This is a genomic window from Paenibacillus sp. WLX2291, assembly GCF_046603665.1.
Taxonomy (GTDB): Bacteria; Bacillota; Bacilli; order Paenibacillales; family Paenibacillaceae; genus Saccharibacillus.
This window is the reverse complement of record NZ_CP176755.1, coordinates 1,234,164-1,251,259: the sequence shown is the minus strand read 5'-3', so window position 1 is coordinate 1,251,259 and position 17,096 is coordinate 1,234,164. Positions and strand designations below refer to the sequence as shown.

Sequence of the window (17,096 nt, the reverse complement as noted above, 5' to 3'; positions counted from 1 at the left end):
CCGGAAGGGCATGAGCGGAATCAGATCGTCATGACCTTTCATCCGGCTCTGTTGTCGTTTCTTGTGTATAGACTTATTATCCTCTAACGATGACAGCATAGGTAGCGTACTTTTTTTAGATAAGGTGCATATTTTTATGGTAAGCGTTATCTTCTCTCCTCATACGGAAGGGTGATGATAGATTTCATTACTCCATTCTCATATTCAAAATGCAATCCATATCGTTCGTCATTGTCGTGCAGACGGATACGCTGATGCACATTGCGGATGCCGATACCGTCAGAGCTAGGTAATGCTTCTTGCTGATCATTTAAATACTGATTCAGCGTGACAATATCGCCGCCCGGTCCGTTGTCTTCAATAATCAATCGGATACACGGCATCGTGTGAGAACTCGAATCATCTGATGTTGACGGCGTTACTGGGTGCTGCAATGATACCTGCTGCGATAGATCGCCTATATCTATGTCATTGATCACTGGGGCTTTTCCATATGATCGTTCGCTCTGCGTACCTTCTATAATCTGCGCGCGCAATACGATATGACCCTGTCCGCTATGCCGCTCAGTTCCATGCTGGATCGCATTTTCGATCAATGGCTGAATGATGAATTTGGGTACCGGATATCGATACAATTGGGAATCGATATCATATTGCACGTCAAAATTGTTGCCATATCGCATCTGCTGGATGCTGACATAATTGCGCACATGATCGATCTCCTGCTCCAGCGGAACCTTTTCTCCCGGCTCACGAATGCTATAACGCAAAATCGCTGCGAGCGAAGATACCATCGTTGCAATATCGTCCTCCCCGCGACTCAGCGCCAGCCAGTTGACCGAATCCAGCGTATTGTATATAAAATGCGGATTAATCTGCGCCTGTAACGCCTTCATCTCCGCTTGCTTCTCCCGTTCCCCACTGCGTACTACATCGTCGACCAGACCGTTAATGCGCTGCATCAAGTTATTGAATTGACGGTACAGCACGCCAACTTCATTCTGCTCTGGTGGCTCGATAAATACGTCGATATTGGACTCATCCTTGATCTTTTTCATAACATTGGCAAGCTTGATTACTGGACGAGCGATACTGTTGGACACGATCAGCGTCAGTACTACGCCCACTATAATGACCATTCCGGTAATGCCAGCGATCAGATAGCGAATGATCGACAAACGCTCGGTTACATCGCTGTACGGAATGAGAGCGACCAGATTCCAGCCCCATTTTAGCGGGTACACATCGGCGATATACGAAGTATGGTTATAATCCAAATCGGTGCTGCCGCCCACATCGGCGTATTCCAGCAGCGGTGCCAACTGTCCGCCATCCGTAATCTGCACGCCTGTCCAGGAGCGGTCGTTACTGTACAGCACCCGATTGCTCTGATCTGCCAGCAACAAGCGTGTTCCGCTCGTCAGCTGAGAATTCTCAATCTGGCGTCCAAATTCATTTTTGTCGATAGCGATCACGACGACGCCCATTTCATTGTTACTGTTCATGATTAGTGGATTGCGCACCTGCTTGGCAACGTACACATGCTCCTGATCACCATCTGCATAGAAAATATTCAGCGTCCCTTGCAGCTCCACCGTCCGCTTGAACCATTCCTCGCCCGCCGCTAGCTGTGGACTGAAAAAGCGATTGCCCCCGGAATCCGACAGCCCGCCCAATAGCTGCAAGCTCGTTGTCGGCAGCGTCTGCGCAACAGGCGACGTATCACTGACAAAAAAAAGCGCCGAGTATGCGTTCACCACACTACTCAGCGGCACATCCAGATATTTGATAAACTGCTGATTCATAATATTCAGGTTGCGATACCGTTCAATATCATCTGCCGTTGGTTGGTTAAGAATATCAGCAATCGTCTTGTCAGTGGAAAAGTAATATGTTGCCTGATCGATGCTAGTCTCGACATTTTGGATATTGTTGCGGCTTTGCAGCATAATGTTTTGCTGATCTTCCAATAGCTGCTCGCGCATAATGCCAGTAAATACAACATACAAAATCCCGTTCGATAGCACCGCAGTTAACGTGATGACGCCGATAAACAAGACAGCGATTTTGCCACGAATGCCGGTTCGCTCCAGCCAACCGCGCCAGCCGCTCGCCCATCTCATGACCGCGCTCCGGTTGCAGAGTTGCCGTTCAGATACAGATTGCGATATTCCGACGGGGTCATGCCTTCCTGCTTTTTGAATACACGGGCAAAATAATGCGAATCCAGAAATCCAAGTTGCTCGGATACGGCATACACGGGCACCGCTGGATCAAGCAGCAAGCGGCGTGCCATCTCCATACGGATTGACGTAATATAACTCCCCAGCTTCGTGCCAGTATTCTGACTGAACACCGCGCTAACATAGGCGGGGGAACGATCCAATCGCGCAGCAATGCTGGCAAGCGACAGATCGGGTTCGTGGATATGCTCCTGCACATGCTGCTTTACATAGTCGACTAGTGAATGCTGACGGGTGTCTTTTTTCTCACTTGCGAGCTTGCCCATCGTGCTGCACCATTCACAGGTGAAGGCGATCGCTTCGGGCGATGTTTTCAAATCAAGCAACCGATCCATATACGTTGCTCGTGCTCCCAACTGAGCACCAGCGATGCGGTCGTTAAAATCAAACAATAGATTCAGCACGCGGATACACAGTGCCTTCACTTCCGCCGGAGGCAATTCTGCCGCAAGCTGATGATCGAATAGCTGCTGGAAAAATAGCATATCGCCTGCCTGCCATGCTTCGGTACAACGCTGTTCCAGCTCTTTGCCAAACAAGGAATGATAATGATCCAACCGCTGTCCACGCCGCTGTGCGAGTTCGCGTACATAGTCGGTCAGCTGCTCAATCTCGGGCCTGGCGACAGGCTTGACGATGTATTGCTGTACACCGTATTGCATCGCTTGCCGGGCATAGTCAAAGTCTTCGTGCGCGCTTAGCAATACGATCGCTGTATCGGTCATCTGCTCATGGATACGGCGGCATAGCTCCAGTCCGTCCATGATCGGCATTTTGATATCGGTAATGATCAGGTCAGGGTGTCGCTGCAAGGCAATCTCTAACGCTTCGCTGCCATTCCGCGCCTCGCCCACAATCTCGGCGTTCCATTCGTGCCAAGGGATAATATTGCGCAAGCCTTTTGTAACGATTACGTCGTCGTCTACTAGCAGTACTCTCATATGGTCACCTTCTGTGTAATGGGGATTTTTGTCGAAATGAATGTGAATTGTTCATATCTTAACGTTTTTTGTAGATTAATGGCAATAGTTCTGACATACTGTATCATGTTTTTGTACATGGTGGTGCTTTGGCGTGGGATTAGGGCAGCATGCACTGCGGGAAGGAATAAGGGGACGTCCTCCGGTGGAGCCGCGGGAATCTTTTGGATTGGGAGAGAATGAAGATTCCCGCCCCTCCAAAGTCGTCCTTACCCCTTATTTCCTTCCCTCCGTTCCGCGATGCTTGCATCTAATCTATACGCAGAAGCAAGCATGTGGGGTGGGTAGGTAGCTGGGAGGGATGGGGATTGTATAGAGTAGTGAGATTGGCTTGAATTGGGGTTATTTTTAGTGAAATTGGGGGTAGTGTTGTTAGATCTTTGTGATTATCTTTTTAGTTTTCTGAATATTTTTCTGGATGTATTTTGCATAGTTCGGTTTTTGTATTGAAAAGAAACCAGCCTTGGGGGCTGGTTTGGGTGGTTTGGGTTGGGTGCTTGGTTGTTGGGTTTAGGTTGTGTGCAATCGGAAGATGTGGGCGATGGGGGTTGGGGGTTGGGAGTTCGTTTGGGTTGAAGGTGGTAGGTGAACTTCGATGCCCTTGGTTGTTTGTTGGAAATGTAGGGATTCGGTGATGGTTTCGCCCAGCAGGTCGATGGATTGTACGGTTCCCTCGTAAGGGATGGTGTGCATGGTTGGGACTTGGGTTTGTTCGTCGGTGTAGAGATAGCTGGCGTATACTTTGTTTTGAGACGGCTTGGCTGTGAATGCCCAGTTGTCGGTATAGGCTGGAGCGCAGCTACGGGTGCTGTAAACGGCTTCGCCGTAAGTGTTGAGCCAAGCACCTAGTCCTTTGATCCGGGCGATGGCACCTTCGGGCAGACGACCGTCGGGTTGTGGACCTACGTTGAGTGCCAGATTGCCGCCCTTGGAGACGATCTCCATCAGCAGGTGTACGAGCTGGCGTACGGATTTGTATTGATCTTCGTAGCGGAATGAGAACGATGTGCCCATCGTAACGCAGCTTTCCCACGGGATGGACATGGCGTGCTCTGGTACGGTTTGTTCTGGTGTGACGATATTTTCGTAAGCCCCGCCTACGGTACGATCAGCGGATAGTAGCCATGGTTGATGCTTTCTCATTTTATCGACGACTTCTCCGAGACGGATATCCTGTCCACCCTTGCCTGCGCGTACCCAGCCCGCATCAAGCCACAATACGTCCACGCGACCGTAGTTGGTGAGCAGCTCCTCAATCTGGTCATGAGTAAACTGGACAAATTGCTCCCATAGCCATGGGTATTGATGTGGGTCGTAGCTTGGTCCACGCCAGCTATGTTGTCCGCGTTCCATCCCATCTGCCCAGTAATAGGGCGTATGCCAGTCGGCTTTGGAAAAGTATGCTGAGATTGCCAGTCCGCGCTCGCGGAACGCGTTGAACAGATTGCCTACAATATCGGCATATTTATGGGCGTGAAATGGCGTGTCCTTGCCAGTAATCCGGTAATCCGTCGTATGGGTGTCCCACATACAGAAGCCGTCATGATGCTTGGTCGTAAAGTTCAGATAGCGGAAGCCGCCTTCTTTTGCTAGCTCTGCCCATTCTTCGGGTTGAAAGCGGATCGGATTGAATGTTTGGTTCAGTCCAAAATACTCACGCTTCAGCTCCTGCGCATCTGGTTGCCAGTCGATGCCATCACGCGACCAATCGCCGTCATCGTCGCTCAATGCCCACGATTCGACGACGCCCAGCTGCGAGTAAGGTCCCCAGTGCATCATCAGCCCCAGCTTCTGGTCTTTGAACCATTCCAATCGTTCTAACAAATACGGGTCTTCCGGTTTCACCCAAGATTCCTCACTGCTGTAATTGTGCACACCATCCTGTACTTCCAACAGCTTGTCAATCTGCTCCTGTTCCTTGTCTATTCCTTCAGTTGTTTTTGCATCGCTCATGTCATATAGCCTCCCCCGTGATGATTCATTCCTGTTCTCTATAAACAATTACGGGCATGATACATTTTTCCTGCGGGATCATTTTTCGTTTAGGTGGATCATTTTTCACTTTTGCCAATATACCGATATCCTATGCAAAAGAATTTTTATTCAGACAGGATATCGGCACATAGATGTTTTATTGATTACATGCGAATGCCAATTCGCTATACATCGTTAGTACATAGATATATCCAATGCATACGGCTCTATTTTGATTGGTATATGGACATACGTATAACTAGGACCTACGTATAGGCTTAATCTATCTGAATCTCCACTTCATGCGGACGGTACACGGACAACAGCTCACCCTCGCAATCTGTGGCAAACATGACTGTACGTTCAGCTGCCAGTGTGAAACTGTATTGCTGCTGATTTAATGGATTAGTGATAGCAATCGATGCATCAGCACCATATTCGGATACGAAAATAAACAAACTTCCCTTTGCAAAATCCAGCTTACGTCCGTATACGCCCGGCAGATCGCCGCCCTGCCGCCAATGCAATTCCGGCTCTGCGCCTGCTTCGTTAAGCGCATATTCGTACAACGCGTTCAACGTATCCGTACGGTCATTTAACTCCACCGGCAGAGGGCTCCAGATGAGCTTGCCTACGCCAAGCGAAACAGTTTTCACCTGTGAGATGCCCGTTAATGGTGCTTGCTTAACCAATTCAGCGATTGAGGTTCCACCAAAGGATACCGGCAATAGAGTATCGCCCAGCTGTAATCCTTCCTCTCGGCGTACATTGGATAACGGTGCTTGCTCCGTCACATCCGGTAAGCGATTGACCGGCTGCCAGTACTCGTCCAGATCAAGCGGTCCGGTAAATAGCAGCGTGCTTCCATGCTGTTCTACATACGTCAATAGCTGCTGCAACGCGTCGCCCTGAAAATTATGCGCACTCGGCACGATGATCAGCTTCGGCGGTGTCCCACTTTCCAGCTCATGCAGATGATATTCGCCAAATGCACGCGGATGCACATTCAGCTCATAAGTGAGCGTACGGATCAGCTTCGCTGTTGCTGCTCGCGCCAATTTACGGGTCGATAAATCATTGGAATATGGATAGACGACCGCCACCTGCTCTAATGTCCGTTGCTCAAACAGATCGCGAATCTCATTCATAAAGCGTCCAAAATCATACGATACATCCGCTTCTGGCTTCTCTGTTCCGTCGGCACGCACCGCACCGATATTCGACTCATTCACATTGTGCATATAGAAATTGATATTCCAGATCCATTGCACTGCACCCGCGCCGCCAGTAGAAAAGGCATACGCATATTTACGCTCCAATATATATTTCAATTCCTGTTCACTACGCTTCGCGCGACCGTCCGGCGTTTCGATATACATAATGCCAGTTTCCTGAATCAGATTCGGCTTTTGCGGTGTTTTGGTCAGAATGCCGTCCCAGACGAGATCGTCCATTTCCCACCATGAATGCACGGTTGTATAATCAACCGCTTCGGCATACAGTAGCGGTGACGGACGCTGTCCTGCCAGCCCTTCATCCTGCCCGACTGTTACTAGTTGACGCGGCTGAATGGACTGAATCATCTCACGCAATTCGGTTGCCCACGCATTGTGCATATCCATCGTGAACAGGCTATAATCCAGCCAGCGATTTCCTTTTTTCGGATAAATGGATGTGGTGCGGAAGCTGACTTCATCCGGGCTGACCGGGCGCACTGCGGCAAAGTCCGGCAGCTCGGCAGGTGTCATATTCCAGCGTTCCTGTACCGCGGTAATATCGTTGTTATAGCGCTGCTGCACCCAATGGCGATACGCTTCCAGCTCGAAGCGATCATACACCGGCTGCGGACCACTGAAAGTTTTGTCTGGGTGGAACATGGACGGTTCGTTGATCAGATCCCAATGCAGATTGGCAGTGTCTTTGTGGCGGGTGACGACGGCAGAAATAAAGCGTTTCTGCGCCTCTACACTACGCGGATCGAGATACGGATTCACACCTTCCCACTGCTCCGGGGTAAAGGCGAAAAAGTTAAAGGTCAGCTCCAACCCATGCCGTTTCGCAGTCAAAATAAAGGCGTCGATCGCCCGCAGCACTTCCTCATACGGATGCCCATCGACAAACATAATGTATCGCCACGCCGTCCAAATCCCTGTGCGCAAATAATTAATGCCTGCATGCTTCATTTGCAACATATCACGATCCCAGACGGACGCGTTCGGCAGGAATAAATATTTGCGCGCTACATCCGAAGTCATATAGGTCATGCCGACAATCGGTAACGGTCGTCCTTCTTTGCGAAAATAATCACGGTCTACGGTCAGCATCTCGCCCTCTGCCAGCAGCTCCGCATGAAATCCCCAGAAACCTTGACGCACTTGACGGACATCTCCATGCGGTGAGGTGATAGTCACATCCAGCTCGTAATATCCCGGCTCCACGATAATGTCCACGGGTACTTTGACAAAGTTCAGCTCGCGGAAAGCCGGAATACTCAGCTGATGACTCCATAGTGAAGATTGGCTGCTTGCCGCTTGTTCTTCAGCAGCAGACTGGCTTTGCTGGGAAACTTGATGATCATTGTTGTTGTGCAATGCCAACGCAAATGTCCAATCTCCCTCCACCTCGCCGCCACTTCCATGACGCTGCAAGCTTTGCAATTGAATCGTCAGCGTCGGGCGCTCGCCCGGATCGTAGCTGGCATAATTCGGCTTCACCCAGATTTCAGTTACACCGCGTGCTGCGAATTGCGCCCAGCTTAGAAGCGCAGCGATACCCTGTTCCCAGAACGACTCTCCTGCTAGTTGATTGGCACATACCCATCGTCCACCGGCAAAATCACCCTTTGTATGTTCCAGCAATACAACGGGTGCTGCCACTTCGCGTCCATCCTGCGAGATGCCTTTGAGTAATGGATAGATATGCGCATCCATCGGACCACTGGAGCCACCCTGCCCCGGATGATCATCCGTTTTGGTCACATGCAGTACGAGTCCCCATGTAGCATCGATCGTAAATAGCTGCTCTTGACCTGCCAGCAGCGGAATATCGGTACTGGCAGCGTAGCTTGCAATCGGCGCGGGATCAACCGGCAATGCTTCGTGAATATTCAGCTGCTGATGATATGCCGTCTGATCATTTTCCTTTTGCCAGCCATTGTCCGTCCAGCGTACTGGTGTGCGGAACGGAACGCCGCCCAGATGCACTAGCCCTTTGCCACCACGTACATGCTGCCAAATAGCGTGCCATGCTTCTTTGGGAAAATAACTGCCATGCAGATGCACGTACACATCTGCGTGTATCAGCGCATCCGCAAGTCCCGCGGCATCGGCAACAACAACGTCGCTCCCCAGTTCAGCAAGCTGTTGCTCACCCGGACGCTGCCCATCAAACGGAAACCCGGAATCATAAAAAATAACGGTACGCAATGCAGAGGAATGATTGGATAGAATGGAATTCATGCGTAATCTCCCTTTTATCATCAATTGGAATACGTTCAGTGGATCTGTTGCCGTTGACTGCCTATTCAAAACAGGTGTACATGTAACGATGCATCGAGCTACGTATGCATATACGACCTAGGCATGCATATCTGCACCTAAGATGCACCTCTAACCATGCATATACGTCTTATGCGTGATTATTATCCAGCAGCCCTTTTTGCATAGCGGTATACACGAGATTGGAAAACAGACTATTCGACCATGCAAACCACGGGCGGGTAAAGGTATGTGGATCGTCAGCATGGAAGCCTTCGTGCATATAACCGGTATCGGCATCCGTACTCTCCAGCATATTAATCATCTCCAGCATTTCCTTGTCCGTGCTGGCGGTGAGTCCTTGCATCGACAATCCCATATGCCATACGTAATCCGGCGGCGTATGAGGACTGCCCATGCCACGCGCAGCTTTGCCTTCAAAGTAAAACGGATTTTCTTTGCTCAAAATAAATTTGCGCGTCTGCAAATACATGGCATCATCTGGTCGACAGTAACCAAGATACGGCATCGACAACAGACTCGGCGTACCAGCATCATCCATCAGACAATAGTTGCCAAATCCGTCTGTTTCATACGCATAGATCGGACCGTATTCCGGGTGACGGTAAATGCCGTACAGCTCAATGCCGTGCTGCACTTCCTCTTCCATCTGTGCTAGCTCGTCGGCAAATGCCAGATCGCGATACACAAACCGCACCATCTCCTGCATCTGACGCAGACAGACAACAGCAAACATATTCGCTGGGATATTATAATGCAGATCGCATGCATCGTCGCTAGGACGGAAACCCGACCAGATCATACCGGTGTAGTTAACCGGCATGCCTTTGCCCTGATTGCGGATCGTATCAATCGCTGGACAATTACGCCGCGTAAATCGGTATGGCGATTGTTCCATATGCTGCTGCTCAGTGCGCCATAGCTTGTAAATGCTGCGCAATCCTTCTTTAAACCCGCTATCAAAAATGTCTGAATTGCCGCTGTGCTTCCAATATTGATACGCCAGCCGTACGGTAAAGCAAAGCGAATCCAGCTCAAACTTACGCTCCCACACCCACGGTCCCATCTCCGTCTCATCCGCCGGGTCCCAATGCCAGTCGTTAGCGGTTTCGTTAAACGCATTGGCATATGGATCAACCGACAGATAGAACATATGACGACGGATCAGCCCGCTAATGATCCGTTGCAGCTGCTCGTCCTTGCCACAGAGTGGTACATAGTGCATCAGCTGTTCGACCGAATCGCGCAGCCATAACGCCGGAATATCACCGGTAATGACAAAGGTCGTGCCATCATCCAGCAGCTTGGTTGTCGTCTCCAATGTATTCGGAAAACAGTTACGGAATTGCTGTGCCAGCTTCGGACGATGTGCCAATCGCTGCTCCGCTTCTGCCAATGTCTGCTTGATCACTTCCGGCAGTTCAAATGTACTCATTGCAATATTCGCCATCGGTTGTGTCATTGCGTTGTCCCTACTTTCCATTTCAGCGTTTTGATCTCGTATGGTTTAAAGGACAGTGTCATTACGCCATCTGCGGATTCCAGCTGTTCCTTTTCATCTTCTAGCAGATTGGTCAATATCCATTGCCCGTTATGATTATGCTCCGACGTTGTCCAGTTTCCCAGACGAAGAGTAGCTGCACACCGACTGCCAGACGATTCGTACAATCGGAAAATCGTACCGTCACCGTCCTCTGCCGGTTTGATGCTATCCAGCAGGACATGCTCGCTGGTGTAGTCCAGCAGCGATGGGACGCCACCGTTCGCCGACTGCGACTGCGACTGCGACTGCGACTGCGACTGCGACTGCGACTGCGACTGCGACTGCGACTGCGACTGCGACTGCGACTGCGACTGCGACTGCGACTGCGACTGCGACTGCGACTGCGACTGCGACTGCGACTGCGACTGCGACTGCGACTGCGACTGCGACTGCGACTGCGACTGCGACTGCGACTGCGACTGCGACTGCGACTGCGACTGCGTAGCAATGGTGGCGTCAGCGGCTGATGTATACGCAATCGTCCGCACTGGTGCCGGTTGGTTCAGCTCTGCTGCTGCGCGGACAGTGTATGCTTCACGCCAGTTGCCGCCATGCGGAAGCAGTGAGTACGTAAATTCATGCTGCCCAATATCGGCTTCTCCATCCGGCCATTTTGGCGCACGCAATAGTGAAAGGCGCAGGCGTGCATGCTTGATGTCATAGCCGTATTTGCAATCGTTAAGCAGGCTAACGCCGTAATTGCCTTCCGACACGTCTGCCCAGCGATGTCCGCACACTTCGAATTGTGCACGCTCCCATGACGTATTGTTGTTCATCGTCCGTTCCAGTGCGCCGAACGGAATCTCATACGTCGCTTGCTCGGCGATCAGATCGACCGGGAATTCGACTTTGAGCAGCTTATGACTTTCATTCCAGTTCACTTCTGTTTTAAAATCAATGCGCCGATGGTGGTTGTACAGATACATTTCCTGGGTAATGATCGAACCACCTAGCTCCCAGCGGAAATACAAAATATCGCCAGTGCGCCCTTTCATAACGACGCGTGATGATACTAGATTCGCCTTGCCTGCCACCTGATTATCAAAATGCGGGTCTACATCCCACGCATCCCACAAGGTCGGACGGTCGTGGTAATATCCGAATACATTGCCCGCTTGCCCCGGCTTCAACACTTCGCGCTCGTATTCCCGGTCGTACAATGAAATGATCTCGCCCTGCTCGTTAAAGCGAATGCTATAATACGGCGTTTCCCAGATTGCCGGAACCTGTGCGCCAAGCACGACATCCGCTGGACTTTGCACATCGTCTTCGTGTTCGTATTCATGTACATCTGATTGCTCGTACGTTTGTTGATCGTCCGGTTGATAATCCGGCACCGTTGTAGTGGATGACAACCCGGTTTCTTTTCCACGTAGCCAGATCACCCGATAGCCAAATGCAGGAATAGATGGCACATGAATGCGCAGGGTAAATGGAGATGTACCCGCATCCTGATTCGGTGCTGCTTCTTGATTAGCGTTTGGCAAGTGATCACAATTCTGATTTGCTATAGTGGATTGCTGTGCTGTTGGTTCTGTATTCTGCGCTCCATACGGTACGCGTCCAGGCAGCTTGCTGCGGGCTGCGGTAAATCGTAGCTTCGGTGCTGCTGGGAATTCTGCTACTGGTTCTGCCAGCTCGTTGACGATAATATCAAATGCCAGCGGATTCCCCTGATCATCGTACACGGCGATATGCTCCAGATCGTCGTCGCCCTGAATATCCACCCATTCGCCGCGTTCCCAGCCGAGACTGTTGAATACCGCATACGGTGTGCCTTCACCGGACAATGACAACGAATCTGTCCAAAGCGCCAGCGCCTGATCCAAAGCACCTTCTCCGATACGTAAAATCTCCTCATATTCCACATCTGACGTATGATACACTTCCGTAATTGCCGATCCTGGCACAATATCGTGAAATTGATTCAGCATGATGCCGATCCATCCTGCTCGGAACAGCTCTGCCGTAATCGGTGCATGATTATCCGCTTTGTTCAGAATGAGCGGGCTAACCGAAAAGTCAGCTGCGGATGGTACAGTATTGCCGTCAGCGGCGTCAGCTAGAGAAGGTGCAGCATTTCCACCAGCGGGATCAGTTGCAGCAGCGATCACATCGTTCGGAATATGTTCCGCATATGGATCGTTTCCTGCCGAATGTGCGTTTGTCGATGCTGTTGTGGCATCCAACGTACGAACGTCTGCCTTTTCCGCTTCACTAGTACTATCGTTCGCCGCCAGACTGCTGCGGTTCAGATGCAGTAACGCCAGTTGTTCCCAGATTTCCGCTTCACGATACAGCACTTCCGCTTTGCGATTGTAGCGCTTGTTCCATGCCTGGGTCGTATATGTACCGCGATGCAGCTCCAAATACAGATCGCCGCGCCAGACCGGAAGGTCGTCTCCCTTTTCCAATGTATGGTCAAAAAATTCCTTCGCCGTACCAAATTCAGCTTTGGGCTGACCGATCATCCACTGGGCGTGCTGCACGTATTCGACCATCTCCTCCGTCACGCCACCGCCGCCGTCACCGTGTCCATATAGCAGCATTTGCTCTGGATGAATATCCTTTTGCCGGAACGATGTCCAATGCTCGTCGATATCTTTGACTGTTGTATGTTCGTTCACTCCATGATTCAGATATGACAATACTGGCGTGCCGTCGATCCCTACCCACTGGAACAGATCATACGGGAATATATTCGTATCATTCCAATTCAGCTTGGTCGTCATAAAATAAGGGATTTCTGCCTGCCGCAACAACTGTGGCAACGAAGCGGCATAACCAAATGTATCCGGCAACCACTCAATTGATGACGTCTGTCCAAATTCTTCACGGTAAAAGCGCTGCCCATACAATAACTGACGCGCCAGCGATTCGCCACTCGGAATATTCAGATCCGGCTCGACCCACATGCCGCCTACCAATTCCCAGCGTCCTTCGGCAACATATTGCTTGATCTTGACATACAGCTCCGGGTAATGATCCTTCACATATGCGAACAGCTGCGGCTGACTCTGAGTGTAGACAAATTCCGGGTACTGTTCCAGCAGCGTACACATCGTCGAAAAGGTACGGCTGCTTTTGCGTACAGTTTCCCGAATTGGCCACAGCCATGCGATATCGATATGCGATTGACCAACCATAATCATGCGTCCATCGGTAGCGGCTTCTGGCGCGTATTTGCCTACTCGCTCCTGCAACAACTGCTGCAATTGCAGCCAAGGCTGCTCCAATTTCCATGATTCCTGCGGTAGATCATACGCCGCCTGCATACACTCGATAAGTGCATGCTCAATGTCAGTACGACGCAGCTCCCCTTCTGGCAAACGACGTGACACATCCAGCAGCAGGCGCACACTGTGCATCAGACTGCGCAGTCCGGCATTGATGCTGACTAGACTGGCAGTGAAGCCCGTCAGCGGAGCGACGAATTCTGGTTGACCATTTAGCGGATCATGCGGCTCAGGAATCGGATCGTACAGTTCAATCTCTGCCCGTAAGGTCTGTCCGATCTGTTCGGTACGCAGCGGTACAAATTGATGATTGCGATCCAACCCGTGGTACAACTCACCGTTTAGCTTCAGCAATCCTTCGCCGCCACCAGCACTAAATACAATAGCTGCCGGATGACCTGTCCATTCCTCCGGAACTTCGATATCCGTTTCCAGCATATACGTAATGCCGTGTGTCGACCGAAGTGTCAGATCGCTCGTCTGGCGCGGCTTCAGCACTTCATATCGTCCGGCTGTAATATAGCGTACTTCCTCTACTGTCCATTGTTTCAGTTCAATCTGTTCCAGCCACTCGTGAGTCGCCAGATGTTTGAGAAATCGTTGAATACGATGCATAGTGTGCCTCCCTGAAGTTCAAGGTTGATGGGACGGATACGGATGAATACGTAAGGATAGATACCTAATTTACTGAGACAACATAGATGTGCTGTACTGCCTGTGCCTAAGTGCGATCAGGCAGTACAGCTTACCGGAATTATGCTATACGTGCCTTACGGATACAATATGTCAGATATGAGCGAGTATGTGTCATATGCTATCCCTTTCGCCATGCGGGTTGAGGGGATATATGCGAGATATGTGATGCATTCATGACACAATCATATTCAGTTCGTAATCGTGAGCGAGACGACCTGTCCAGCCGCTGAACTGCCCCCAATTTGCAAATGAAACTCACCACGCTCCACGATTCGTTCCAGACTGGAAGTGACTAGTTCCAGATGCTCGGTCGTAATCGTAAACGTAACTGTCTTCGTCTCGCCCGGCTCCAAATATACGCGGGCAAATCCCTTCAGCTCCTTCTCTGGTCGTGTAAACGTAGCGACCAGATCGGAGATGTACAGCTGTGCTACTTCCCAACCTGCTACATCCCCGGTATTCGTAATCTCCACATCCACTTCGGCTATGAGTGCTGACAGTGTATGTTTTGCCTGTGTCAAAGCGTTCGGTTCATCTGACACTGCCTGTGCCGCAGTCGTTGCCTGAATCGCTGCCAGCGAAACGTTGATCTGACGCACGACAGGCTCTGCATAGGCGAATGTCGTATAGCTCAATCCATGTCCAAACGGATACGCTGGTTGCAGATCCATCTCTAGGTAACGCTTGCCACGGGTGCGCTTGCTATTGTAATACACCGGCAATTGCCCAACATGTTTCGGTACCGAGATCGTTAATCGACCGGACGGATTGACTTGACCAAATAGAATTTCCGCCAGCGCATGCCCACCTTCCTGCCCCGGATACCATGCCTCGACAATCGCATGCGCATGCTCGTCGATCCACGGCTCAGATACCGGACGACCGTTGATGTAAACGACGATCAGCTTTTTGCCTAGTGCTTGTATTTGCTTGAACAGCTCCAGCTGTGCGCCCGCGAGATTGAGATCAACACGGTCGATGCCTTCGCCGCTCTCCATATCGCTCTCCTCAGAATCATGCACAAGCGATTGCCCGGTACGCAGATCGATCGTTCCTTCGCCAAAATCACGCGCACTGGAACCGCCTAGCACGAGTATGACCGTTTCTGCCTGCTCCGCGATTTCCAGTGCATATGGAATCCCTTCCAGCGAACCGTCCTTGATCCGGCAACCCGGTGCATACAATAGGCGTTCTTCCTGTCCGGCGTCTGCCAGCTGCTGACGAATGCCTTCCAGCGGCGTTATTACTTTGCCAGCTGGTTGCGGTGATGTGTAATCGCCAAGCTGATTGTACGGCTTGTTAGCATTCGGTCCGATGACGGCGATGTTACCTGTATGTGTAGCGGAGAGTGGCAGTGCCGAAGCATCGTTTTTCAGCAAAATAATGCCTTGACGAGCTACTTCGCGTGCTAACTCTACATGCTCGGGCGAATGAATCACACGTTCTGCGCGGTCAGGATCGACATACGGATGGTCAAACAGCCCCAATCGGAATTTGATCTCTAGCAGACGGCTCACTGCCTGATCCAGATGCGCTTCGTCGGCGATGCCCTGCTCCAACGCGGATTTTAGATATTTACCAAACATATATCCCGACATTTCCAGATCGATGCCTGCTTTCAAGGAAAGGGCGGTTGCCTGCTCACCTGTTTCTACGATGTTGTAGCCACCTACAAGCATATTCATCGCACTCGCATCCGTAATGACAAAACCGTCAAATCCCCACTGCTTGCGCAGCACCTCATCCAGCAAATAATCGCTTGACGTACATGGCACGCCGTCGATTTCGTTATACGCGGTCATGATCGAGATCGCGCCCGCTTCTACCGCTTTGCGGAATGGCATCAGATCGACTTCGTGCAATTCCTTCATGCCCATATGTACAGGTGCCGCATTGCGTCCGCCTTCAGACGCGCCATATCCGGCAAAATGCTTCAGCGTTGCAATCACACTATCCGGTCCGTCCAGCGATTCTCCTTGTAGTCCTCGCACTGCCGCCATTGCTAACTGTGATGCGAGATACGGATCTTCGCCATACGTTTCCTCGGTGCGCCCCCAGCGTGGATCGCGCACAATATCCAGCACTGGCGAATACGTTGCTACGCCGCCCTGGCTACGCGTCTCCACTGCCACTGCATGACACATCTGCTCATACAGCTCCGGGTTCCATGTACTCGCTGCCAATAATGGCACTGGATAAACGGTAGCGCCAATTGCCATATGTCCATGCGAACATTCCTCACCAAACATAAGTGGAATGCCTAGCCGCGAGTTCTCAATGACGAATTTCTGAATAGCATTCAGCGCCGCCGCACCTTCGCGCGGGGACAGCCCGGTTTCCAGAGTAACCTCTGTCCACGGATCGGCGCGCAAGGCTGCATACAATGCGCCGATCTTGCCAGCGACAATATCTTCTTTGAACGCTTCTGTCAGCGTAATTGTGCCATCTTCCTGTTTGTCAAACATGCGCCAGCCGAATGGCTGCACCAATTGTCCGATCTTCTCATCCTGCGTCATCTGTGCCAGCAAATCCTGTACCCGTTCCTGCAACGGTGTCGATGGGTCTTTGTAACTCATGTGTATAGTCACCTTTGATCCTTTCGTGGCGCGGCTGCCTGTGCGATTGGTGGAATGTAGAATGTGTCTGGCTGCGGCGCAATCCTGTGTTGTTTATTTGGTGATGCTCCAGCTCCGCGCGGGACATGCCGACAGCGGCTGGTTGTGTGTAGTATTTCTGCCTCGAACCGGGGATACCTGTCTCAGAACGATAAAAGATTTATTTTTTATTATAAAAATTATTTTCATACATAATTGAATATCAGAAATTACAACTCCTATCGCCGCCTTTCTGCTTTATACCAAAAAAATCGCAAATAGTAATGTTTTCAGCCTTCATATTCCCTATTTTCAAACGATTATACGTCATTT

General features: G+C 50.8%; 7 protein-coding genes. All 7 read right to left on the bottom strand.

Going from position 1 to position 17,096, the window contains the following annotated elements:
* Nucleotides 1-146: 146 nt before the first annotated feature.
* Nucleotides 147-2,123, bottom strand: coding sequence for a sensor histidine kinase (locus ACDE64_RS05370; RefSeq protein ID WP_411349247.1), 1,977 nt, complete (start codon nucleotides 2,121-2,123; stop codon nucleotides 147-149).
* A complete protein-coding gene (locus tag ACDE64_RS05365; RefSeq protein WP_411345465.1) occupies nucleotides 2,120-3,184 on the bottom strand; it encodes a response regulator in 1,065 nt (354 codons plus the stop codon). Before ACDE64_RS05365 ends, ACDE64_RS05370 begins: the two co-directional genes overlap by 4 nt.
* A gap of 549 nt (nucleotides 3,185-3,733) precedes the next feature.
* Nucleotides 3,734-5,176, bottom strand: coding sequence for an alpha-L-fucosidase (locus ACDE64_RS05360; protein WP_411349246.1), 1,443 nt, complete (start codon nucleotides 5,174-5,176; stop codon nucleotides 3,734-3,736).
* 299 nt (nucleotides 5,177-5,475) lie between these two features.
* Complete coding sequence (locus ACDE64_RS05355) at nucleotides 5,476-8,655, bottom strand: beta-galactosidase (RefSeq protein ID WP_411349245.1); 3,180 nt, start codon at nucleotides 8,653-8,655, stop codon at nucleotides 5,476-5,478.
* A gap of 169 nt (nucleotides 8,656-8,824) precedes the next feature.
* Complete coding sequence (locus ACDE64_RS05350; protein ID WP_411349244.1) at nucleotides 8,825-10,129, bottom strand: glycoside hydrolase family 125 protein; 1,305 nt, start codon at nucleotides 10,127-10,129, stop codon at nucleotides 8,825-8,827.
* Nucleotides 10,130-10,152: 23 nt separating this feature from the next.
* A complete protein-coding gene (locus ACDE64_RS05345) occupies nucleotides 10,153-14,088 on the bottom strand; it encodes an alpha-mannosidase (RefSeq protein ID WP_411349243.1) in 3,936 nt (1,311 codons plus the stop codon).
* 269 nt (nucleotides 14,089-14,357) lie between these two features.
* On the bottom strand, nucleotides 14,358-16,745 hold the full coding sequence (locus ACDE64_RS05340; RefSeq protein ID WP_411349242.1) for a glycoside hydrolase family 3 N-terminal domain-containing protein: 2,388 nt from the start codon (nucleotides 16,743-16,745) through the stop codon (nucleotides 14,358-14,360).
* Nucleotides 16,746-17,096: the final 351 nt, after the last annotated feature.